Below are 22,173 nucleotides of genomic sequence, written 5' to 3'. Positions count from 1 at the left end.
TGGATAAGAGGGTCAGAAAGGGAAATTATCAATCAGAGAACGGTAGTTTCCCGGCCCTCAACAACGTCATCTCTTGTTTGCAGAGCAGCACTACCGCCTGGCGACCTTTAACACGGCGGGAGGTCAGGGCTCTTTTCACGGTCCGACGATCCGCACCTGATTCCAGCATCTGAAAACACATCAGGGAGAGTGCACGTCTGTTCTTCATCGTATATTCACTTTATTGAGTAAGCCTGCAGGGTTTAGCTAAAGGCCGTTATTTTACAACGATCCTGGCTGAGATTACGAATCGTACAATAAATGACCGCTGCTGATATAATTTAAGAGCGGCCATGCGCGTAATCAACCTAAGGAGGTGCGCAATGGACAAAGCAGAAGTGAAGTCATTTGGTCTTCCAGACGAAGTTCGTGAGTTCCCTCACGGGCGACTGGAGCTTCTCGATGTGGGAGGTGCAATTGTCGGCCGTGCGGTCCTGGAACCAGGCTGGCGGTGGTCTACGTCAGTTCAACCTATCGCTGGAACGAAGAGTTGCGAAGCCCCTCATTTTCAGTACCACGTTTCCGGTGTGCTGCGGATAAAAATGGATGATGGCAGCGAATTTGATTGTAAGCCCGGTGAGCTGTCGCGCATTCCTCCAGGCCATGATGCCTGGGTGGTTGGCGATGAATCCGTGGTGATTGTTGATTTCCAGGGAATGGTCAATTGGGCTAAACACACAGACATCGGCTGTAACGACTCACCATAAAGCAAAGATGCGGCGGCCTTGGCAGGTGTTGACATAATCAACGCGCTGACTGAAAACGCGCGCCGTACTCTCCCGGCGTCAGGCCAAACTGACGCCGGAACAGGCGGCAGAAATAATCACTGTCATGGTATCCACACCGCTGTGCGACTTCGCTAATCGACAGATGGTATTTCTGCAAGATAATGCGCGCCTTCGCCATTCTTACCCACCGCAGATACTCGACGAACCCCATAGTGCCGTGCTGGGCAAACACTTTTGACAGGTGATTGGGTGTGATATTAAAAAACTGCGCCACGCTTTCGCGAGTCAGCGGCTGGGCATAGTTATCTTGTATCCAATTACACATACTATGATAGAGAAATTCAGCGCGTGGGCGCTCTGTGTCTGGGCGGGTATTCACCACGCTACGAAACAGATGCAGCAGACTAAGCACCAACGGCTGAATGATATCCTGGGCCTGAGGTGAGCGGCTTAAATGCGTTAATGCGGTGAGCATCGCCTCGCCTTCGCCGCGCTGTGGATGGGGTAACTCAATACGGCGTACCGGACGAAGCAGCGATGCGGTTCGATTATCGTAAAAAGAGAGTCCCAGCCATGCCGGAGAAAAAACCAGGCTCAGCAGCATCACGGGTTTGTCGCCGCCGGGCAGATTGGCCGCTTTCGCCGGGATAAACAGCATGTCGCCTTCTGCCAGGTTATGCTGCTGTTTTTGCAGTTGGTTGCTGTATTCCCCACGTAGCACGATATCAAGGCGCGGAAGATCAATACATAAACTGCCGGTCGGTAACGTGGCGGGCTGGGTTGCGAACCACACGTGCCCCAGACGCTGTGGGTTTAACACCAGGCCACTGAACAGATCGGCGAAAAACTGTTGGTCTGCGGGAAGGCCTGGCTCTTTCATCGCTCTTTCTCTGCGCTATAAGTGCATTAACTGTCTGAACTCTTTCACTTTACTCCGACTAACCGGGATTTCAAATTCCAGATCTTTTAAGCGCAAAATATAGGTATTGTTAAACCAGGGTTCGATCTCGCGGATTTTATTCAGATTCACGCAGAACGAGCGGTGGCAGCGGAAGAAATGCGAAGCCGGCAGTTTGCTGCAAAATTCGGTGATGTTCATCGGCATCACGTACGATTCGCGCCGGGTGTAGACAAACGTCATCTTTTCATGGGCTTCTGCGTAGTAGATGTCGTTGATCGGGGTCACGATGATCCGCTCATCTTTGATCAGGTTGATCGTATCGTTTTCGCGGGCCACCGGACTGGCGAGCGAAGTTCCCGTTTGCTGCTGTTGCCAGGCGGCTTCCAGCTTTTGCAGCATGCTGACAATGCGTGATTCCTGGTACGGCTTCAGAATGTAGTCAAAAGCTTCCAGTTCGAAGGCTTCAACGGCGTGTTCTTTCCACGCGGTAATAAACACAATAAAGGGTTTATGCGCGAACTGGCTGATATTTTGTGCCAGCAATACGCCGTCCAGCGAGGGAATATTAATATCCAGAAAAATGGCGTCAACGCGGTTGTGCTGGAGATATTTCAGCACGTCCAGACCATCGTCAAACGTGCCGACAATCTCCATCTGGCTGTGCTCTTTTATCAGCCAGCTCAGTTCCTGTTGGGCCAGGAATTCATCTTCAACAATGATGACTTTCACGACTTCACTCCTGGTTAAAGCAACAATGTGGCCGGTGCGGCTGCGGGCGAATGCTGATTCGGTACATAAAAGGCAATCTCAGTGCCGGGCTCCAGACGGCGGATATGTAATCCCTCACCGTAGAGCAGCTTAACGCGATGGTGCACATTCAATAGACCAATTTTATTGCCCGGCATTTCATTGGATTCGACCCGTTCAATCACTTTTGGATCGATACCGTGGCCCGTATCCCGCACGGCTATCCGTACCCGGTTACCACACTCCGCCACGCTGATGGTGACCACACCTTTCCCTTTGCAGGGCTGAATCCCATGGACGATAGCGTTTTCTACCAGCGGCTGAATCAGCAGGCTGGGAATATAACAGCTTACCTCTTCATCGATATCATAAATAACCGTTAGTTTGTCGCCAAAACGCGCTTGTTCGATGGCGATGTAATCCTTGATTTGATACAGCTCTTTTTTGATGTCGATCTGCTCATCGTCTTTTAATTCGATATTGTAGCGAAGATAACGCGACAAATTAAAAATGAGCTGGCGTGCGGTGTCTGGGTTAAGTCGTACCGAGGATGAAATCGCGTTCAGGGCGTTAAACAGGAAATGAGGATTTATTTTACTTTGTAGTGCGCGTAGCTCTGCCTTATTTGCCATTTCGCGTAGCTGTTCCGCCCGGGAAACTTCAAGCTGAGTCGAGATAATTTGCGACAGGCCAATAGCCATTTCCTGCAGCGATGAGGTTATCTGGTGGGCGTGACAGTAGTAGATTTTTAGCGTACCGGTGACAACACCTTTCTCCCACAGCGGGATCACCAGCATGGAGTGTATTTCCGGTGTGCGATGCGCTTCATCATTGTTTTTAATGATGATTTTTCCGTAATTGATCGCCTGCTGCGTGGTAGGACTGACGAAATCATCGTTATCACGGTAGTTAAGTTCCCCCACGCCAACGTAGGCCAGAACGTGCTGGGTATTGGTAATCGCGACGGCGTCCGCATGGATGTCATGGCGAATAATTTCGCATACCTGGCGGAGCGACTCGCTGTTAACCTGCCGAAAAAGCGGCAAGGTTTTGTTGGCAATATCCAGCGCCAGCTTGGCCTGCTTCGCGGCGCTGGCCTCTTTCTCGCCCTCCACGCTTTGCACTAGCATGACGATAAAGCCAATGCAGACGCTGCCCAGGATCATTGGGATACCGATTTTTGAGACAATATCCAGCCCCAGTGCGGTAGAGGGGGCCCAGACGACGACGAGGATCATCGTCAGGGATTCGCACAGCATTCCGCCTAAAATGCCCGCTCGCCAGTGCTGCGCTTTAGGGATCTTACGGTTGATCCACCCGGCAATACAGCCTGCCAGAATACTGGTGATAAAACAGGGCAGGGCGGTGACGCCGCCGATGTCGATCAGATAGCGGTGGGTACCCGCGATGAGGCCCGTAATGATACCGACCCACGGGCCAAACAGAATCCCCCCTGACATGACCGCGATAATACGCACGTTAACCAGTGAGCCTTCAACCGGTACGCCGGACCAGGTACTGAACAGGGCAAACATTGAGAAAATCGCGGTAACGGCGAGCAGCTCTTTTGGGGAGTGGGCTGATTTGTGCAACAGTTCGCGGAACAGACGGATACGAATCAGGAAAAACAGACAGAACAGCATCAGTGCTGCCCGGTCAAATACCGCCAGCAGCATATTGAATATTTCGTGCACGGGTGACTCTTGCGCAAGGGTTAAACCTCTATGATAGGTAACCTGGGCCAGGATGACCAGCGCCCACGCAGCCTGTGCCTAATGAGGAAAAACCATAATATTAAAAGGGGATTGTTGCATGATTGTTGTATTTACAATGCCTGTCCTGTCAGCGCTGCATTCAAGGTAATGTATTTAACAACAAAATGTTAAATGATGGTAATTTTAAGCGGGTTGTGAAAATGAATATTTCCTCATTTTACTATGTTGTTCCTCTTTTTTGTCAGGAAAAAATATTTTGTTTTGCCTCTCGACAGAAGGAAATTATTCAGGCTATTTTCTAAACGTGCCACCATCGTGGCAGCGTCGCTCGGACGGTCCGGGCGCTAACGTTAATCTGAGGATATTATGGCTGACTCCCGCCCTGAACGTCGCTTTACGCGTATTGATCGCCTTCCCCCGTACGTTTTTAACATCACGGCTGAACTGAAGATGGCTGCGCGTCGGCGCGGCGAAGATATTATCGACTTCAGCATGGGGAACCCGGATGGGGCCACGCCTCCTCACATTGTTGAAAAACTGTGTACCGTGGCGCAGCGCCCGGATACGCACGGTTATTCCACTTCTCGCGGTATTCCGCGTCTGCGTCGGGCGATTTCCCGCTGGTACCAGGAACGCTATGACGTTGAGATCGATCCTGAATCCGAAGCCATTGTGACCATCGGTTCCAAAGAGGGACTTGCGCACCTGATGCTGGCAACGCTCGATCACGGTGATACGGTCCTCGTACCCAACCCAAGTTATCCCATCCATATTTATGGCGCGGTGATTGCCGGCGCGCAGGTACGATCTGTGCCGCTGGTCGAAGGCGTCGATTTCTTTAATGAGCTGGAGCGCGCGATTCGCGAAAGCTATCCGAAACCGAAGATGATGATCTTAGGTTTCCCGTCGAACCCGACGGCACAATGCGTTGAGCTGGAGTTCTTCGAAAAAGTTGTGGCTCTGGCTAAACGCTATGACGTGCTGGTGGTTCACGACCTGGCCTACGCTGATATTGTTTATGACGGCTGGAAAGCGCCATCGATAATGCAGGTACCGGGCGCTCGCGATGTCGCAGTTGAATTTTTCACTCTGTCGAAAAGCTACAACATGGCGGGCTGGCGTATCGGTTTTATGGTGGGCAATAAAACGCTGGTGAACGCGCTGGCGCGAATTAAGAGCTATCACGATTACGGGACCTTTACACCGTTACAGGTTGCGGCTATCGCCGCGCTGGAAGGCGATCAGCAGTGCGTGCGAGATATTGCAGAGCAATATAAACGTCGTCGTGATGTGCTGGTCAAAGGGCTGCATGAAGCTGGCTGGATGGTCGAGGTGCCAAAAGCCTCGATGTACGTTTGGGCGAAAATTCCAGAGCAATACGCCGGGATGGGGTCACTTGAGTTTGCCAAGAAACTGCTGAATGAAGCGAAGGTATGCGTTTCACCGGGGATTGGGTTTGGTGATTATGGTGATACGCATGTGCGTTTTGCGTTAATTGAAAACCGTGACCGTACCCGTCAGGCTATTCGCGGTATCAAAGCAATGTTCCGTGCAGATGGCCTGTTACCGACCAGTGCAAAATCGACTTCTGAAAGTACCGACTGACCGAATGTTCCCCCAAAATGCAAACAGGAGCCTGATGGCTCCTGTTTTTTGCTGCGTCTTTTAATTTAGATCATCAGGGCGAAAGTACCGGCCCAAACGATGACCATAAAAGAAATGCCCATAAAGAAATATTTCACTTTTCATCTCTCCGCATACCTTGGGTATGTCTAAATGAACATATGCTTACCTGACAGAGAGCTGATGCACGCATAAACGAAATGGAGAATTCCCCTCGTTTACTTGGCTGCATCACCTCAGAATTTTGAGCTTTAATGCTCCAGACGGCGCTAATGTACGCCTAAAAATGAGGTGAGACAAGAGGCATTTTTTTATTTAATTTTAATAACTTACAAGTGTCGTGATTCGGCGACAGTTTAATTTCTTTCGGTAATAAATTGCTATTGAGCGACGGAATGCTTACTCGGATAGTTCTCATATCGCCATGATGTTAATGCGGTTAATTTTTCGCGGAATTTAATAATGAAAAGGTTAAAAATGACCAGGTTAATGATGTTAGCACTCGCTCTTACGCCGTTGACGTCGATGGCGGCCTCGCCGCTGGCGTTCAATTTCAGCTGCGCAAGTATTGGTGGTGTGAATAGTGATGGTAAAGGCAATGTCTGGATTGATGGCGGGAAGGCGACGGTGAAGGCTTTCAATGAAAACTATTGGGAGGCGACAAGTGGTAAAAATACCGTTTCTATCTCCCGCAAAGATGACGGAAATCCGGACGTATCCTGGACTGGACCTAATCGTAAGCACGGGGTTTGCCTGCCGGAGGACAATATTGATTACTCTCCAGCGAAAAAATCGACCAACGCTGGTCCGTCTTACTCCTGCTCTGCTGTTCAAAAGGGAAGTGCGGAAGATATTATTTGCCAGAGTCCATCGCTCTCTGCAATGGATCTGAAATTGAACGAAATTTTTAAACAGGCACTGGCTAAATCGAAGAATGATCCGATGTTAAAAGCAGAGCAGCGCGGTTGGATCAAAGGACGCAACGAGTGCTGGAAGGAGAAGGATGATGAGCCAGCCTGCATTGCCCGAAGCTATAGCGAACGAATGACTGAACTCCACAATAAATGGGGCGTGAAGTAATTCAGCCGTAGAAAAAAAGAAAGGCCTTGCGGCCTTTCTTTTCAGATATATAACGAGGCTTCACCCATCGGGCGCGTTTTGAAGCGACGGTGGATCCAGAGATACTGCTCGGGGGCGCGCATGATCTCTTTTTCGATAATTTTATTCATATAGGCCGCTGCCTGGCACTCATCAGACGGGTAACCTTCCATTTCAGGCGTGATGAACAGGCGATAACCAGAGTTATCTGCTTTTCTCACCATGGTTACGGTCAGCATCGCTGCACCAGACAAACGCGACAGCACGTAGGTACCGTTGGTGGTTGCCACATCTTTGACGGCAAAGAAGGGGGCAAACGAGCTTCCTTTACGACCGTAGTCCTGATCGGGGGCAAACCATACGGCTTCTCCTTTTTTCAGAGCACCGACAATACCACGCAGATTATTTCTGCCGATCATCGCCTTGTTGGAGCGCATACGACCACGGGTTTGGATCCACTCCATCAACTTATTGTTGTGCGGGCGATAGGTCGCCATCATTGGCTGACAAAGCCCCATTACGCGGCCACCCAACTCAAGCGACATAAAGTGTACGCCGACAACCATCACGCCACGATTTTGCAACTGGGCGCGCTTCAGGTTGTCCAGTCCTTCTACATCAAACCATTTACGCACTCGACGGTCCGGCCAGAACCAGGCCATACCTGTTTCAAGTAGCCCCATGCCGAGTGAACGGAAATTCTCATCGACCAGTTTCTCTCTTTCTTCCTGCGACAAATTTGGGAAACAGAGTTCGAGATTTTTACGTGCAATAGATTCACGGCGTTTTAAAAATGGACGAGCCAGCGTTCCTGTACGGGTACCAAGAAAACACAATACGGGATAGGGAAGCTGTACCAGTAACCAGAGCACTCCAACACCAAACCACGTGAGCCAGTAGCGCGGATGCAAAAACGCGCGTGAAAATTTACATTGGGGGAACATAAGCACCTGTTGTTGATACGAAATAGATGTATCGCGAAGATTCTTTGTCTTTCGCTTTACACTCTGTACTGATCGTTAGGCCGCCATGAACGACATTGGTTCCTGTAAAGAGTGTAAAACTGAGTCAGGACAAAACCACGAGGGGGCATGAATGATCGGACGCACAATGTACACCCGAAAATTAATGTCAGCCAGAAATAATTACTCAAGATTCGTAAATGTTTTTAGGGCGATTAAGAACAAAAATTAACCTATATATAATCCGTTGTTTTTATGCAGATTAAATAAATGTCTGCCCGATAGAGTAATAGTATGCAGGTGAAGGATTTTTGTAACTAAGATGTTGCTGAAATTGCACGAGGATAGGAATTGTCTTAGAATATAAAGTTAAGGGAGTGTAAGGACTTACGTTAAGTTTACGGCAAACAGGAGGTATCGCTATGCTCTATTTCTGGATCTTTCTCGCTCTGAGCATTTTGTGCGTCAGTTGCTATATCTGGCAGGTTATGGGCGCTGCGGCGTCAATCAGCGCTTTTCTCGGCATGGCCATCCTTACGGCATTAATTTACTTTTTTACTATGCGATTGACCAATGGTAACGAAATGGTAACCGGGTTATTCCTGTTTCTTGCTCCTGCTTGCGGTTTGATTATTCGCTTTATGGTGGGTTACGGTAAGCAATAATTTGGAATGTTACGTTTAGCAATAAATTATCACGTTGAGCTTTTTGTTATTTATCTGAGTTATTGAAGTGCCAGCATCGCTGGCACTTTTTTGTGAGAGCGAAATGAATTACCGGGCATCCGCCAACTGGAGTGAGGCTTCCTCTTGCTGAGCATTTTTTCGCTGTTGTTCGAGCTCCAGCGCGCCACGATGAGAGAGGTAGCAAAACAGGATGCAGCAGACAATTCCACCCATCAACAGATAGAATCCGCCATGCCATCCCATTTTGTCGACCATTACGCCAAACAGGCTGGTTCCCAGCGACGCGCCAAAAATGTAGCTCATAAATCCGCGTAAACCTACCGCTGACCCCACAGCGAAGCTGGGGACGATTTCCATCGTCTGAACAGAAGCGAGGAACTGTGGAACATAGATCAGGCAACCCACAATGGCGGCAAAAATAGTGACCATCAGCAGGGATTCACTTTTCCAGTAGCCGATCAAACAGACGAAAATCAGCGCCATACAAATCATGGCCAGCGGCATGCGACGGCCTTTAAACAGTTTATCGGTAAGCCAACCCGCCAGTAATGTGGAAGGGATTGCCGCCCATTCAAAAAACAGAAAAGCGATGCTCATTTGCTCTTTCGAAAAATGTTTTTCGGTTAACAGATAAATAGGCAACCAGCTAATCATGCCAAAACGCACCATATAGACGAAGACATCTACCAGTGAAACATACCAGGCATTCTTATTACGCAGCACATAAGTGCAGAAGATCTGGAAGGCACTCATATTTTCTGGCGCCTGGACAGCGTGTCGGGAATTTAATACGACTTTTTCTTCCGGCATCATTTGTTCCAGAGCCGGTAAGCCTTCCTGGCGGGGTGAACCTTTCCCCAGCATTAGCACAATAAAAGCGAACAGGACGGCCACACCGGCCGGAACAATATAGCTGGCACTTTGCCAGTGCTCGCTCCCCAAAATGGCAAAGGCGGCACCCACGATCGGGGCAACAATACCACCGCCAACATTGTGAGAGATATTCCAGAATGCGCCAACGCGTCCACGTTCTTTACGCGGAAACCAGTTGGCAATGGTAATAAATGAAGGGCCAACGCCCATACCCTGGAACAAACCATTGAAAACGACCAGAGCGGCAAAAATCCAGAATCCGGTACTGAATCCTAAACCGACGTTTACAATGGCGCACAGAATCAGGCCGCATGCCATAAAGACCTTAGGGCTGGCCTTGTCTGCCAGGCTGCTCATAATGCCTTTACTGATCCCATAAGCAATAAGCATGCAGCTGCTGAGTAGACCAATTTGTGTGGCACTGAGATCCAGATGTTCCTTCAGGTACGGTGTTGAGAGCGTGAAGTTATTGCGCACAATATAGTACGCAAGATAGCCAAGAAATACGCTGAGTAATGCCTGAATGCGGTATCGGCCATACGTTTCCTGGACTTTCTCCGCCGGGACTTTATTTGCCGCTGGCCCTGTTTTAAATATTGATAACATATCATCACCTAAATTTATATTGATGTGAATATCAGGATTTTTCGCAGTGAAGAGTGAAATAGGCGGCAGAGAAACTCAAGTTGATGAAATGAGTCACTATTGACACAATTTGTGGATTGCGTGGCTGATTTTGACTCTTTTTAAATAATGGATTTTCAATTCTATTCTTTTACGGACGTTTTTATCATCGGCGTGTGCGGATATTAACAAATTCAGGCTGCGTTTTCGGGTATTCTTTACCGATGCCGTCACTTTCCGTTTGGTTATTCTACGAATAACCTTATTCTTCCCTCTGGCAGTGATAAACGGGTAAGTTTTGTCTCAATATTATTTTTTGCACATGTTGGTATTTATGAACGGGATCACAAACAGACTTTTGGGCCGGGGGCGTTGTTGGGCGATCTTGCTCTGTTTTATGTCGCTGTCGGTGAGTTATCTGGCGCAGGGTAAAGAGCTGGTAATGGCGACAACCTTTTCACCGGGGGCAACGGCCTGGATTATTCAGCGTTGGCAGACGGAACCGGGGTCGGTGATGATTCGCACATTAAACCGGACCAGCAGTTCACTGGAACAACTGCTTGATACAGCCAATGCGGAGAACGTCGATTTGATTTTGACCTCGTCGCCCATGCTGTTGCAGCATCTTCAGGAGCATCAGAAGCTGGCGCCCTTCGATAATGTGCTGCCGGAAAGCCAGCGGCTGGTGCCGGACTCGATTCGTTCTACCTCCGTGGCTGTTGCGATATCTGGTTTTGGCCTGTTGATTAACCGTTCTGCGCTGGCGGCGCGTCATTTGTCGCCTCCTGCTGACTGGGGGGATTTAACGCATCCTAAATATCAGAACGCTTTGTTAATGAGTAGCCCGTCGCGTTCCGATACCAACCATCTGATGGTTGAGTCGTTGCTACAGCAAAAAGGGTGGGAAGAGGGCTGGGCGACATTACTGGCGAGTGCTGGAAATCTGGTGACGATTTCATCACGCAGTTTTGGCGTAGCCGACAAAATTAAGAGCGGCCTTGGCGTTGCGGGGCCGGTCATTGATAATTATGCCAACTTGTTGCTTAACGATCCTCACCTGGCGTTTACCTATTTTCCACGCTCGGCGGTATCGCCAACCTATGTTGCTGTTCTCAATAACAGCCAGCATCCCAATGAAGCGCGTCGTTTTATCCGCTATTTGTTAAGCCCGGAGGGACAGCGGATCCTTGCGGATGCGAATACGGGGAAATACCCGGTAACGCAGCTCGCATCTGATAATCCCCGCGCTGCTCAGCAGGCCATTTTAATGAACCAGCCTGCGCTTAATTATCGGCTGATCCTTAAGCGGCAACAGTTGGTGCAGCGGATGTTTGATACCGCAATCAGTTTTCGTCTTGCGCAACTAAAGGATGCATGGCGGGCGCTATACAGTGCTGAAGCTCGCCTGAAACGCCCGCTACCCGAAATCAGAGCCTTACTGACCAGCGTTCCGATAGATGCCAAAAGTAGCGAAGATGAAGCCTGGCTTGCGCAGTTTGATAATAAAAGCGTTGCCGAACAGCAGATGATGGAGTGGCAGCTCTGGTTTCTTAAAAATCAGCGTCAGGCGATATCAAAACTGGAAGAATTAAAATGAAAGGTGGATCGATACTGCACCGTCTGCGTCAGCTCAGCATCAGCAGCAGTCTGCGAGGAGCCTTTCTGACGGGCGCATTACTGACGTTGAGCGTAAGCTGCGTCAGTTTGTACTCCTGGCATGAGCAGAGCTCGCAGATACGCTATTCGCTTGATGATTACTTCCCGCGCGTGCATTCCGCTTTTTTGATTGAAGGGAATCTCAACCTGGTTGTGGACCAGCTTAATGAATTCCTGCTGGCTCCCAATACGACGGTAAGGCTGCAACTGCGCAATCAGATAATCTCGCATCTGGATAAAATCGAAGTGCTGAGCAGGGGGTTGCAACCAGCAGAACAGCAGCAGCTGGCGGTGATTTTGCAAGACAGCCGGGCGCTGATGGCAGAACTGGACCGGGTGCTCTACAACATGTTCCTTGTACGCGAAAAAGTGAGCGAACTTTCCGCGCGCATTGATTGGCTACATGATGATTTTACTACTGAGCTGAATTCACTGGTGCAGGATTTTACCTGGCAGCAGGGGACGTTGCTGGATCAAATCGAGGCCAAAAATGGTGATGCGGTGCTGTATCTCAAACGTGCCCGAGAGGTGCAAAACGAGCAGCAGCAGGTTTACACCCTGGCAAGAATTGAAAACCAGATCGTTGATGATTTACGCGACAGGCTTAATGAACTGAAATCGGGCAGCGACGACGGAATGCTGGTGGAGAATCACATCCGCTACCTGGAAAATCTGAAGAAAACGGCGGATGAAAATATCCGTACCCTTGATGACTGGCCCAGCACTATCACACTGCGACAAACTATCGATGAGCTGCTGGAAATCGGGATGATGAAAAATAAAATGCCCGATACCATGCGCGATTATGTCGCCGCGCAAAAAGCGCTCGTTGATGCCAGCCATGCCAGAGAGGCCACACTTGGGCGCTTTCGAACACTGCTTGAAGCGCAACTGGGGAGTAGCCATCAGCAAATGCAGACGTTTAATCAACGGCTGGAACAAATTGTTCGTGTCAGCGGTGGACTTATCCTGCTGGCGACGCTGCTGGCGCTACTTCTCGCCTGGGGGCTTAATCACTACTTCATTCGTTCGCGTCTGGTGAAACGTTTTACTGCGCTCAACCAGGCCGTGGTGCAAATTGGTCTTGGCAGAACGGATGCCACTATCCCGGTATATGGACGCGATGAACTGGGGCGTATCGCAGGCTTGCTGCGCCATACTCTGGGCCAGTTGAGCGCGCAAAAAAATCAGCTGGAGCAGGAAGTGACTGAGCGCAAAGAGATTGAATCCGATCTTCGCGCAACGCAGGATGAGCTGATCCAAACCGCAAAACTGGCGGTGGTCGGCCAGACTATGACCACGCTGGCGCACGAGATTAATCAACCGCTGAATGCGCTGTCGATGTACCTGTTTACGGCGGGGAGGGCAATTGAACAGGGGCAATCCGCTCAGGCCAGAAGCACATTAACCAAAGCGAAGGGTCTGATTACTCGCATTGATGCCATTATCCGTTCGCTGCGTCAGTTTGCGCGCCGGGCCGAGCCAGGTACGCCTCTGCATCCGGTCGATCTCCGACAAACGTTCAACGCTGCCTGGGAACTGTTGTCCATGCGGCATAAGCCACAGCAGGGTACGCTGACGCTCCCAGACCGGAGCGTGTGGGTGGCTGGTGATGAAGTGCGTATTCAGCAGGTGCTGGTAAACGTCCTGGCAAATGCGCTGGATGCCTGTCCGGTAGCGGCGAAAATAGATGTTCACTGGCAGGCCGAAGGCAGCCGGTTGTGCGTATTTATCAGCGATAACGGCCCCGGCTGGCCAGGGGCATTATTGCCATCACTGTTAAAACCGTTTACCACCAGTAAGGATGTTGGCCTCGGTATTGGCTTATCGATTTGTGTATCGTTAATGATGCAAATGAACGGCGAACTGCGCCTGGCGTCAACCCCGGGGCGCAATGCCTGTGTCGTTCTGCAATTTAATCTGACGGATGTAAACGATGTTGAGTGATGAATATTCTGTTCTGCTTATTGATGATGATGCCGATGTTCTCGACGCTTACACCCTGTTGCTTGAACAGGAGGGATATCATGTATTCGCATGCAGTAACCCTTTTGATGCCCGAAATTGGTTGCAGGCCGACTGGCCAGGGATTGTCCTGAGCGATGTGTGTATGCCTGGCTGTAATGGAATCGACCTGATGACGTTGTTTCATCAGGATGACAATCAGCTTCCGATCCTGTTGATCACCGGGCATGGAGATGTTCCGATGGCGGTGGACGCGGTGAAGAAAGGGGCGTGGGACTTTCTGCAAAAACCGGTTGATCCTGGCAAACTGCTGGTGTTGGTAGAGGATGCGTTGCGTCAGAGAAAATCTGTGATTGCACGTCGTCACTATTGCCAGCAAAAGCTACAAGTTGAACTGGTCGGCTACAGTGACTGGGTTAATCAGTATCGCCAGCGTTTACGGCAACTGGCGGAAACGGATATTGCCGTCTGGTTTTATGGCGAGCCGGGAACCGGGCGTATGACCGGGGCCCGTTATTTACATCAACTTGGGCGCAGCGCTGAAGGCGCGTTTATTCGCGGTGAACTGACGCCCGGGAACTCGGAACAACTCAATGACCTTATTGCCCAGGCGCAAGGGGGAACGCTGGTTCTGAGCCATATTGAGTGCCTGACGCGTGAACAGCAACACCAGTTGGTGCATTTGCAAAGCCAGGAGCGACGTCCGTTTCGCTTAATTGGCATTGGCGCCACTTCGTTGGTGGAACTGGCGGCAACCAACCAGATTGTGGCCGAACTATATTACTGTTTTGCGATGACGCAAATTGGTTGCCAGCCGTTGTCTCAGCGACCGGATGATATTGAACCGCTGTTTCGCCATTATCTGCAGAAAGCCTGCCTGCGTCTGAACCATCCTGTGCCTGAGGTTGACGGGGAATTACTAAAAGGTATGCGGCGTCGCGTGTGGTTAAGCAATGTTCGGGAACTGGCCAATGCCGCCGAGCTTTTTGCCGTTGGGCTATTGCCACTGGCTGAAACCGCGAATCCGCAACTGCATTTGCCTCAACCGACACCGCTCGATCGTCGGGTCGACGAGTACGAGCGGCAGATCATTACTGAAGCGCTAAATATCCATCAGGGGCGTATTAATGAAGTCGCGGAGTATTTACAAATCCCGCGTAAAAAACTCTATTTACGCATGAGAAAATACGGACTGAGCAAAGAACACTATAAGTTTTAGCAGGCGGAATGTGGGGATGAAGAGACGTTGACAGTATTTCGGTGGCGGCGTGAGCGTTCACCGAAATACATAACGGATATCTGGTTTTTTCTTACCACATCAAATCATCAGGGATGACAAAATCAGCATACGGATCGTCTTCGTCCTTCGCTTCCTGGCTCAGCTCGCAATTTAATACAATATAGCTTGCGTCGCGCTGGGCAATCTTGTCGGCGACGACTGCCGGAATGATGGCGTATTCGCTCTCGCTACCACTTTCAGCCGTCAGACGGGCAATAGCCAGGCGGCCCTTGATCAACTGAGACTGAGTCACTTTATCAACATAGACTTTTTTGATCAGATTATTGTCAGTAAAGTTGTAACCAATATCGCCACGGGTAATGGTGATTTTATTCATTTCAATTAGTTGCTTGATCTGCGCTTTATACTCTTTAGACAACGTGGCCTGCTTCTGTTGTTCGCTGAGTTGCTTATCACGCTCGATCTGCGCTTTTTTATTCTCTTCAACCGCTTCTCTGGCTTCACGAGCCTGAACGCGCGATTTTTTCGCCGTTCTCTGCACTTTCGCCATTTTTTTGCTGCTGACCAGACCCGCTTTAAGCATCTGTTCTTGTAGGGTAAGTTTTGTCATTGTCGCTTCTAATCCAAAAAATCGTTGTAAGGATTATAACCTTAACGTTCGGCGGGACGCCATAATGATGGCCGCAGTCACGGTTGTTATCTCGGCTGCTATCACTGTCCAGAGTCTTTCTCCCTTGCTGAATCAGTTGATGATTATCTGATTTTTTTAATAAAAAATAATATGCCGAATAAGTTAATAAAATGGAGCATAGGTTTGCAGATTCACATTAGACAGCGTTTTATTCTGATTGAAGTAATTAAATAGAGTTATCTTGGTAAATATTTAATCTAAAAAACAAACAGTTGCCCATTGCTCAAATTTAAAGAGCCGCTTCTTTACGCCGATAACCATAATGAAAATATGGACAATGGAGGGAAGTGGCATGTGGTGGGTTTATCGAATGCCGATGAAAATGAAGTTAATAATCGCGCTACAACCACTATTACTGGCGTTGTGTTGGTTTGCAGGTTCAGGAATATTGACGCGTATTGAGACAGAACGGCAGATGGAGAATATTGCCCAACTGACAGAGCTCGCACACAGTGCCGGAAATGTGGTGCATGAACTGCAAAAAGAACGGGGAATGAGTGTCGGATTTCTGGGGGCTGCAGGGACTACGTTCAAAGATGAGTTAAACGCGCAGCGGGCTTTGACCGATCGCGAGATCGAGGTATTCGTGCGCTCGTTGTCCGATACTGCATTACCGGAAGGGGATGTTGCTACCTCTGTCGCTGCGTTTAAGAAAAACATTCTTTCGCTCGCCACCATCCGGGAAAATGTCACGCAGTTGGGGCTTCCGGCCGCAGATGTGGTTAAGTTTTACACCAACGTCATTGCTGATGTGCTGAGTTTTGTCGGCAAGTTGGGGCAGTTGACGGATTCTGGCGAAATGGCAAACGCATTCGCCGCCTACTACAATCTGCTGAATTTGAAAGAACAAGCGGGTATTGAACGGGCACTGTTATCAAATATCTTTTCCTCCGGTCATTTCGCCGACGGACAGTTACATCAGCTCAGTGATGTCGTCAGTAAACAGAACGTCTGGCTGGCACAATCGTTGCGCCTGAGCTCGCCGGAACAGGCGGCCATGTTGAAAAATCGCTTACAATCTGCAGAAGCGTCAAAAGCCCTCTTATTTCGTGAAACCGCGTTTAATCATGTCGAGAACGGTGGATTTGGTGTCGATCCTACTACCTGGTTCAAAGTACAAACCCAGCGTATTGAAGTGATGCGGCAGATAGAAAATGTGACGGCAAATCTTCTGTTGGCGAATGCAGAAAAACTCGCGCAGGATGCACGAAAAAACTGGCAAATATATATGGTCGTCAGCTTGTTAGCGCTACTGGCATCATTGACCTTCGCTGGAGCCATCGCAATCAATATGCATCGCCAATTCAGCGACACGCTGCGCAAGATTGCGGGGATGAATGGCGATCTGACTCAACGTCTGGCGACGCCGGGTAAAGATGAGCTTTCCTCACTTAATCGTGCCTATAACACGATGCTGGAAAGTATTCAGCATATCGTACAGGAGATTAAACAAGGTGCCGTGGTTTTGTCCGATGCCAGCAGCAGTATTACGGTGGGAAATCAGGATTTGGCTCAACGTACAGATGAACAGGCTGCATCAATAGTACAAGCCGTGGCCAGTATGGAGCAGCTATCAACTGCGATTACGCAAACAGCGGATAATGCCCGCGAAGCGGAGCATCTGACAATCAGGCTGGAAAAAGAGGTCCGACAGGCCAGTAACGTTGCCTCTGCGGCGAACCAGAGTATGGGGGATATTCGCGCTTCCAGTGAGAAAATATCGAATATTGTGACCTCAATTGATGATATCTCGTTTCAGACTAACTTACTGGCGCTGAATGCGGCAGTGGAAGCTGCGCGGGCAGGAGAGATGGGCAGGGGGTTTGCGGTTGTGGCCAGTGAAGTGCGGAATCTTTCACAGCGTTGCGCCAAAGAAGCTAACCAGATCCGCGAGCTGGTTGCGCAGAATATGGTTAAAATTAGTGAGGGCGTTGAGCGGGTCACGGCGTCTGCTACCGCGCTGGAAGCGGCAGCGGACAATACCACCAGTATGAAGCAATATATTGCGGATATCGCGCGTGTGGCGACGGAACAGTCGCAAGGGGTAACCCAGATAAACCAGGCTCTGCGACCGATGGAGCAGGTTACGCAGCAAAATGCGGCGCTGGTTTCTCAGGCCGCGAGCGACAGCCAGCGGCTGGACAATCTGTCGGTCACCATGAAGGGGCTGGTCAATCGTTTTGTTGTCTGACATGACGCCGCTGTACCGATCCGGTAAACGCGCCGGATCGGTCAGTTGTCGTCATCTTAGTGTGATGGTATGAAGCAAATATTGGGCGGGTTAAGAAAAGATTCCTGACATAGCAATCTTGTCGCTGGTAAAGTGAACAACCGATACCGAAATGTGGCCAGAAGGGAATTCCGTGTGACTGAACGTATTGATTATGAGACTGAAAAATACAGCTTTACTGAGGCGACTGAGAGTTCCCGCCTTACCGGCCAGTGGGCTGATGTTATTACTGAATGTCGCGAATTGAAGGCGGGACCGCAAGAGCGTCTGCGTATTGCTTTATTGAATGTGGACTACGTGACCAGTTTTGAGTTGCCTTTCCGCCTGTTATTACTCCGTACCCCGCAACTGATTGCCAGCGTGCGTGAAGAGCTGCAGCTTAGTCAGAAAAACGTCATCTTTAACGGTAAACGCTTTGGTTGTGTTTACAGCCTGAAAGCGAGTCTCGGTGGGATACCGGATGAATTTCAGTACCGCCTGTCGCATCGAATCCGGCGCATTAGCCCTGCAGGTTCAAGCGAAGCGCCATATCAGCAGATTGCTAAAACAGTAAAAGCACCACGCGAACGTCTGAAGCTGGCACTTGAATCGGGCCTTGATGTCACTGCGCTGGACGGGCTTTTCTGGTTTGGCAGCCAGCGTATTGCCGCTGATGTGTTGAGGCTGAGAAAAGCAGGGATGCGGATAGCTACCAAGCAGACAATGGTGTCCGACAATCTTACTGCAACAGTGAGGAATGTGCCGTTCTACCGCCTGGCCCAGTGATGAACTGGCTGGTAATTGATTGGATTTAAACAGGATGCATTAATTTCAGAGTGTCCCCTGCAGGAATCGAACCTGCAACTAGCCCTTAGGAGGGGCTCGTTATATCCATTTAACTAAGGGGACGAAGCGGCACGAGTATAGCGTTTTTTACTCACAACGGTAAGTCTCAGGCCGCCCGACTGCTCAAACAGTCACCATTCAGGCCTGTTTTTTCTGGTTTTTCTGCGTTTGCTCATCACGCTTTGCTTGTAACCGGGCTTCTTCCTTGCGTTTGTTGCTCATATCATTGCGGATCTGCGCATGGCTCATCAGCGCGAAAATAAACGTTCCGCCACAGATATTCCCGGCGAGCGTTGGTAGCGCAAAGGGCCAGAAAAAATCACTCCAGTGCAGCGTGCCATTAAAGACCAGATAGAGAATTTCCACGGAGCCAACGACGATATGCGTGGTATCGCCTAACGCAATCAGCCAGGTCATCAGAATAATGACCACAATTTTTGCCGCCCCGGCAGCGGGGAACATCCACACCATCGTGGCAATTAACCAGCCAGAAATGATGGCGTTGGAAAACATCTCCACAGGAGAGTTTTTCATCACATCCATGCCAATCTTGACGAAAGCATCGCGGGTCTCTTCATCAAAAATCGGCATATGTTCAAACGCCCATGCTGCAACCCCGGTGCCAATAATATTACCCAGTAGTACCACGCTCCACAGGCGCATCAACAGGCCAAAATTGCCGAGGGTAGGGTTTTGCATCACTGGCAGTACGGCGGTGACGGTATTTTCGGTAAAGAGTTGTTGGCGGGCCATAATGACAATAATAAAGCCGAAGGTATAACCGAGGTTCTCGAGTAAAAACCCCCCTGGCACACCTTCCAGCTGTACGTGAAAAATCCCTTTAGCCAGTAGCGAGGCGCCCATCGACAGTCCTGCTGCGATGGCTGACCACAGCAGGGCCATTGCGTCGCGCTCCATCTCTTTCTCCCCATCCTGGCGAATATGTTCATGGATCGCCATGGCGCGGGAGGGGAGTCTGTCCTCATCAAGCTCTATCTTTTTCCCTGTTAGTTTTTCATCGCTTTCCACTTCGAGTTCGTCGCTGTGTCGATCAATCTTATCTTTCTTGATGTCATTCATGGCCGAATCCTGAATAAGCACGTATTGCTAAAGCGTAGCGGCTTTTGTCTGAAAATCAGCGGGAGAAAGTCTGAGATAGCAAAAATGGTAACGTTTGTTTTTATCGGGTTAGTTAGAATAGAACCGCCGCGGAGTGCGTATTACCAGGCTATGATCAAATCAGTAAGACAGGGTATATAGACATCATTTGACGTGCTGTTACAATCGCTCACATCTAAACAGGCGGATACGTCATCGTTCCGTCATGGATGGCAATCAGCGATAGCCATAAAACACAGGGAGATACTTATGAAGCTTCGCCTGTCGGCGCTTGCGCTGGGAACCACACTTTTGGTGGGGTGTGCGAGCTCCGGTACTGAGCAGCAGGGGCGTTCGGACCCATTTGAAGGGTTCAACCGTACCATGTACAACTTCAACTTTAATGTGTTGGATCCCTATGTTGTTCGACCGGTAGCAGTGGCCTGGCGTGATTATGTTCCGCAGCCGGCGCGTAATGGTTTAAGCAACTTTACGGGGAACCTTGAAGAACCGGCCGTCATGGTCAACTATTTCCTGCAAGGCGATCCTTATCAGGGGATGGTGCACTTTACCCGTTTTTTCCTGAATACCCTGTTAGGTATGGGCGGCTTTATCGATGTGGCAGGTATGGCTAATCCGAAGTTGCAGCGCGTTGAACCACACCGCTTTGGCAGTACGTTAGGCCACTATGACGTGGGTTACGGGCCGTATATGCAGCTTCCGTTCTACGGTAGTTTCACACTGCGTGATGACGGCGGCGATATGGTCGATACCCTGTATCCGGTACTGTCCTGGCTGACCTGGCCGTTGTCGATAGGCAAATGGACGGTTGAAGGGATTGAAACTCGCGCGCAATTGCTCGACTCTGACGGTCTGCTGCGTCAGTCTTCCGATCCTTACATTATGGTGCGTGAAGCTTACTTCCAGCGTCATGACTTTATTGCGAACGGTGGGAAACTCAAACCAGAAGAAAACCCGAACGCGAAAGACATTCAGGACGATTTAAAAGAGATCGATTCTGAGTAAGGAATTGGGCAAATAAAAAGGTGAGCTAAAAAGCTCACCTTTTTTACGTATGAAGAAAATCAGAATGCGTAGTTGAAGTTTGTACCAAACAGCCAGGCTTTACCTTCAGAGTCGAAAGTATAGTTGCCTTCTTGCACTGTTACTTTTTGTCCGTGCATGTAAGACACACCGACGTCGATAGAGGCATCGTCATTGAACGCATAAGTTGTACCTGCACTCAACCACAGGCGATCCTGATCCGGAATCGAGATGGAACGCTTGCTTGCTGGAACCGGGCTATCGTCATAAGCAATACCGGTACGGAACGTCCAGCTTTTATCCATATAGTAAGTCGTACCCAATGCAATGCGGTAAGAATCTTTGAAGCCTTCTTCTTTATAGAACAGTGTCTGTCCATTGGAACCTGTTGCTTTCAGCTCCTGGAACTGACTCCAGCTGGTATAGGCCATGCTGTAGTGGATAGCCCACTGTGGTGCAATACGGTTATAACCTGACAATTCCCACATTTCAGGCAGGTTAAGCGTCAGAGAACCCGGGACGGTGGCATTGGTCGTTCCCCATGGGAATGTAGTGCCAGCGCCAGGTATGGCGTTCGCCTGGGTACGGATGCCACTCTTATAATCGCCATCAAAATCAATTTTAACTTCAGAACGGTACGTTAAACCATAACGGTTATTTTTATCCAGTTCGTACAAAATCCCGGCGTTCCAGCCGTAGCCCCATTCGTCCCCTTTCAGGCTGGCAATTTTGTTGCTGACCTTCGGTAATGCAGCCGTTTGCTCACCAGAATAACGTTCAATTTTTGCATCAGCATAAACGGCGTTAAAACCGAGACCGAAGCTCCAGCTATCATTCAGACGGTAGGCACCGCTCAGGTTAAGGTTGACCGTTTTAAGGTCGGTCTTACCGCCGTATTCACCAACGATGTAGCTGTCGTTAAATTCGGTAGCCAGACCATAGTTTGAGGTAACGGAAGCACCCCAACCAAACTGTTCGTTGATAGGCATCACGAAGTGAGCATTGGGAACCCACGCCGTAGGCGCGATGTTGTCCGCATCAGTGCTGCGTCCGGTGTATGGCGATTTACCGGAAATATTAACGTCTGGATCGATATACACCGCACCTGCTGAGAAAGTAGGGCGATCGAACATCATAATCAGTGCCGGGTTACGACTGGCGTTTCCTGCATCATCTGCAATTGCGCCTTCACCCGAATATGCCCGGCCAAGGCCAGAGGAAGAAAATTCGTTTAACTGAAAGCCTGCAGACCAGGCCTGTGTGGAGATAATTGCCACTGCGACTGCGAGAGCAGACTTTGTAAACAGGGTTTTCTGGCTCATGACCATAACCTCATAGATTTATTTTTATACAAACAATGTTACATACCGTAACAGGAGCGCGAAGTGTAGGGTCTGAGGTACGACTTAGAAATCAGACCAGTGGCGT

General features: G+C 49.6%; 20 protein-coding genes and 1 tRNA gene. 10 read left to right on the top strand and 11 right to left on the bottom strand.

Annotated elements, in window-relative coordinates:
• Window positions 1–28: 28 nt before the first annotated feature.
• Window positions 29–208: a hypothetical protein gene (locus OGV74_RS15380; protein WP_071524306.1), complete on the bottom strand. Its 180-nt coding sequence runs from the start codon at window positions 206–208 to the stop codon at window positions 29–31.
• Window positions 209–362: 154 nt separating this feature from the next.
• On the opposite strand from OGV74_RS15380, the gene OGV74_RS15375 reads away from it, so the two are divergent.
• Window positions 363–746: a cupin domain-containing protein gene (locus tag OGV74_RS15375; protein ID WP_080953243.1), complete on the top strand. Its 384-nt coding sequence runs from the start codon at window positions 363–365 to the stop codon at window positions 744–746.
• 37 nt (window positions 747–783) lie between these two features.
• On the opposite strand, the gene OGV74_RS15370 is transcribed toward OGV74_RS15375, so the two are convergent.
• Genes OGV74_RS15370 through OGV74_RS15360 form a run of 3 tightly spaced genes read right to left on the bottom strand, consistent with a single transcriptional unit; the run spans window position 784 to window position 4,109 of the window.
• Complete coding sequence (locus tag OGV74_RS15370; RefSeq protein ID WP_286521053.1) at window positions 784–1,647, bottom strand: AraC family transcriptional regulator; 864 nt, start codon at window positions 1,645–1,647, stop codon at window positions 784–786.
• 15 nt (window positions 1,648–1,662) lie between these two features.
• A complete protein-coding gene (gene ypdB / locus OGV74_RS15365) occupies window positions 1,663–2,397 on the bottom strand; it encodes a two-component system response regulator YpdB (protein ID WP_003028240.1) in 735 nt (244 codons plus the stop codon).
• 14 nt (window positions 2,398–2,411) lie between these two features.
• The gene (locus tag OGV74_RS15360) at window positions 2,412–4,109 is read right to left on the bottom strand and encodes a sensor histidine kinase (RefSeq protein WP_003028239.1); all 1,698 of its coding nucleotides are present in this window, start codon (window positions 4,107–4,109) and stop codon (window positions 2,412–2,414) included.
• Window positions 4,110–4,496: 387 nt separating this feature from the next.
• Here OGV74_RS15360 and alaC point away from each other — a divergent pair, with 387 nt between their 5' ends.
• Entirely contained in the window at window positions 4,497–5,735 is a 1,239-nt protein-coding gene (alaC, locus tag OGV74_RS15355) for an alanine transaminase (RefSeq protein ID WP_003028236.1), read from the top strand.
• Window positions 5,736–5,800: 65 nt separating this feature from the next.
• Here alaC and ypdK read toward each other — a convergent pair whose 3' ends face one another.
• Window positions 5,801–5,872: a membrane protein YpdK gene (gene ypdK / locus OGV74_RS15350; RefSeq protein WP_010723117.1), complete on the bottom strand. Its 72-nt coding sequence runs from the start codon at window positions 5,870–5,872 to the stop codon at window positions 5,801–5,803.
• A 343-nt stretch (window positions 5,873–6,215) separates the two neighbouring features.
• Between ypdK and OGV74_RS15345 the strand changes: the two genes are divergently transcribed.
• Window positions 6,216–6,833, top strand: coding sequence for a lysozyme inhibitor LprI family protein (locus OGV74_RS15345; RefSeq protein ID WP_003839265.1), 618 nt, complete (start codon window positions 6,216–6,218; stop codon window positions 6,831–6,833).
• Window positions 6,834–6,874: 41 nt separating this feature from the next.
• Here OGV74_RS15345 and lpxP read toward each other — a convergent pair whose 3' ends face one another.
• Window positions 6,875–7,795 (bottom strand): kdo(2)-lipid IV(A) palmitoleoyltransferase, encoded by a 921-nt coding sequence (lpxP, locus tag OGV74_RS15340; RefSeq protein WP_032949710.1) that lies wholly within the window; start codon window positions 7,793–7,795, stop codon window positions 6,875–6,877.
• A 440-nt stretch (window positions 7,796–8,235) separates the two neighbouring features.
• Here lpxP and OGV74_RS15335 point away from each other — a divergent pair, with 440 nt between their 5' ends.
• Window positions 8,236–8,478 (top strand): YfdY family protein, encoded by a 243-nt coding sequence (locus OGV74_RS15335; RefSeq protein ID WP_003028231.1) that lies wholly within the window; start codon window positions 8,236–8,238, stop codon window positions 8,476–8,478.
• 108 nt (window positions 8,479–8,586) lie between these two features.
• Here OGV74_RS15335 and pgtP read toward each other — a convergent pair whose 3' ends face one another.
• The gene (pgtP, locus tag OGV74_RS15330; RefSeq protein WP_032949709.1) at window positions 8,587–9,978 is read right to left on the bottom strand and encodes a phosphoglycerate transporter PgtP; all 1,392 of its coding nucleotides are present in this window, start codon (window positions 9,976–9,978) and stop codon (window positions 8,587–8,589) included.
• Window positions 9,979–10,393: 415 nt separating this feature from the next.
• On the opposite strand from pgtP, the gene pgtC reads away from it, so the two are divergent.
• Genes pgtC through pgtA form a run of 3 tightly spaced genes read left to right on the top strand, consistent with a single transcriptional unit; the run spans window position 10,394 to window position 14,836 of the window.
• Window positions 10,394–11,593, top strand: a complete 1,200-nt coding sequence (gene pgtC, locus OGV74_RS15325) for a phosphoglycerate transport regulator PgtC (protein WP_103414868.1) — start codon at window positions 10,394–10,396, stop codon at window positions 11,591–11,593.
• An 11-nt stretch (window positions 11,594–11,604) separates the two neighbouring features.
• Complete coding sequence (gene pgtB / locus OGV74_RS15320) at window positions 11,605–13,599, top strand: two-component system sensor histidine kinase PgtB (RefSeq protein ID WP_286521171.1); 1,995 nt, start codon at window positions 11,605–11,607, stop codon at window positions 13,597–13,599.
• Complete coding sequence (pgtA, locus tag OGV74_RS15315; RefSeq protein ID WP_003028223.1) at window positions 13,589–14,836, top strand: two-component system response regulator PgtA; 1,248 nt, start codon at window positions 13,589–13,591, stop codon at window positions 14,834–14,836. Before pgtB ends, pgtA begins: the two co-directional genes overlap by 11 nt.
• Before the next feature lie 91 nt (window positions 14,837–14,927).
• Here the strand turns inward: pgtA and OGV74_RS15310 are convergent, their stop codons facing one another.
• Window positions 14,928–15,467, bottom strand: coding sequence for a DUF2058 domain-containing protein (locus tag OGV74_RS15310; RefSeq protein WP_003839289.1), 540 nt, complete (start codon window positions 15,465–15,467; stop codon window positions 14,928–14,930).
• Between the two features lie 373 nt (window positions 15,468–15,840).
• Here OGV74_RS15310 and OGV74_RS15305 point away from each other — a divergent pair, with 373 nt between their 5' ends.
• Window positions 15,841–17,739, top strand: coding sequence for a methyl-accepting chemotaxis protein (locus OGV74_RS15305; protein WP_086504389.1), 1,899 nt, complete (start codon window positions 15,841–15,843; stop codon window positions 17,737–17,739).
• Between the two features lie 174 nt (window positions 17,740–17,913).
• Window positions 17,914–18,543 carry an ECs1377 family protein gene (locus OGV74_RS15300; RefSeq protein ID WP_003028217.1) on the top strand — a complete coding sequence of 210 codons (630 nt, stop codon included), beginning with the start codon at window positions 17,914–17,916 and terminating at the stop codon, window positions 18,541–18,543.
• 51 nt (window positions 18,544–18,594) lie between these two features.
• On the opposite strand, the gene OGV74_RS15295 is transcribed toward OGV74_RS15300, so the two are convergent.
• Window positions 18,595–18,666: transfer RNA gene (locus OGV74_RS15295), tRNA-Arg, on the bottom strand.
• 75 nt (window positions 18,667–18,741) lie between these two features.
• Window positions 18,742–19,683 (bottom strand): formate/nitrite transporter family protein, encoded by a 942-nt coding sequence (locus OGV74_RS15290; RefSeq protein WP_003839292.1) that lies wholly within the window; start codon window positions 19,681–19,683, stop codon window positions 18,742–18,744.
• Between the two features lie 288 nt (window positions 19,684–19,971).
• Here OGV74_RS15290 and mlaA point away from each other — a divergent pair, with 288 nt between their 5' ends.
• A complete protein-coding gene (mlaA, locus tag OGV74_RS15285; protein ID WP_003028190.1) occupies window positions 19,972–20,727 on the top strand; it encodes a phospholipid-binding lipoprotein MlaA in 756 nt (251 codons plus the stop codon).
• A 59-nt stretch (window positions 20,728–20,786) separates the two neighbouring features.
• Here mlaA and fadL read toward each other — a convergent pair whose 3' ends face one another.
• Entirely contained in the window at window positions 20,787–22,067 is a 1,281-nt protein-coding gene (gene fadL, locus OGV74_RS15280; RefSeq protein ID WP_003028188.1) for a long-chain fatty acid transporter FadL, read from the bottom strand.
• Between the last annotated feature and the right edge of the window lie 106 nt (window positions 22,068–22,173).

This window comes from Citrobacter sp. Cf116, from assembly GCF_030336505.1.
In the GTDB taxonomy this organism is placed as follows: Bacteria; Pseudomonadota; Gammaproteobacteria; order Enterobacterales; family Enterobacteriaceae; genus Citrobacter; species Citrobacter freundii.
The sequence above is the reverse complement of the archived record's forward strand: the minus strand, read 5'-3'. Positions and strand labels throughout refer to the sequence as shown.

Excerpts from the sequence above, each read along its gene's own strand:
- lpxP (WP_032949710.1), bottom strand. The coding sequence starts at position 7,795 with ATGTTCCCCCAATGTAAATTTTCACGCGCGTTTTTGCATCCGCGCTAC.
- OGV74_RS15305 (WP_086504389.1), top strand. The coding sequence starts at position 15,841 with ATGTGGTGGGTTTATCGAATGCCGATGAAAATGAAGTTAATAATCGCG.
- pgtA (WP_003028223.1), top strand. The coding sequence starts at position 13,589 with ATGTTGAGTGATGAATATTCTGTTCTGCTTATTGATGATGATGCCGAT.
- pgtP (WP_032949709.1), bottom strand. The coding sequence starts at position 9,978 with ATGTTATCAATATTTAAAACAGGGCCAGCGGCAAATAAAGTCCCGGCG.
- mlaA (WP_003028190.1), top strand. The coding sequence starts at position 19,972 with ATGAAGCTTCGCCTGTCGGCGCTTGCGCTGGGAACCACACTTTTGGTG.
- pgtC (WP_103414868.1), top strand. The coding sequence starts at position 10,394 with ATGTCGCTGTCGGTGAGTTATCTGGCGCAGGGTAAAGAGCTGGTAATG.
- alaC (WP_003028236.1), top strand. The coding sequence starts at position 4,497 with ATGGCTGACTCCCGCCCTGAACGTCGCTTTACGCGTATTGATCGCCTT.
- OGV74_RS15335 (WP_003028231.1), top strand. The coding sequence starts at position 8,236 with ATGCTCTATTTCTGGATCTTTCTCGCTCTGAGCATTTTGTGCGTCAGT.
- OGV74_RS15310 (WP_003839289.1), bottom strand. The coding sequence starts at position 15,467 with ATGACAAAACTTACCCTACAAGAACAGATGCTTAAAGCGGGTCTGGTC.
- OGV74_RS15375 (WP_080953243.1), top strand. The coding sequence starts at position 363 with ATGGACAAAGCAGAAGTGAAGTCATTTGGTCTTCCAGACGAAGTTCGT.
- OGV74_RS15345 (WP_003839265.1), top strand. The coding sequence starts at position 6,216 with ATGAAAAGGTTAAAAATGACCAGGTTAATGATGTTAGCACTCGCTCTT.
- fadL (WP_003028188.1), bottom strand. The coding sequence starts at position 22,067 with ATGAGCCAGAAAACCCTGTTTACAAAGTCTGCTCTCGCAGTCGCAGTG.
- OGV74_RS15380 (WP_071524306.1), bottom strand. The coding sequence starts at position 208 with ATGAAGAACAGACGTGCACTCTCCCTGATGTGTTTTCAGATGCTGGAA.
- OGV74_RS15370 (WP_286521053.1), bottom strand. The coding sequence starts at position 1,647 with ATGAAAGAGCCAGGCCTTCCCGCAGACCAACAGTTTTTCGCCGATCTG.
- OGV74_RS15290 (WP_003839292.1), bottom strand. The coding sequence starts at position 19,683 with ATGAATGACATCAAGAAAGATAAGATTGATCGACACAGCGACGAACTC.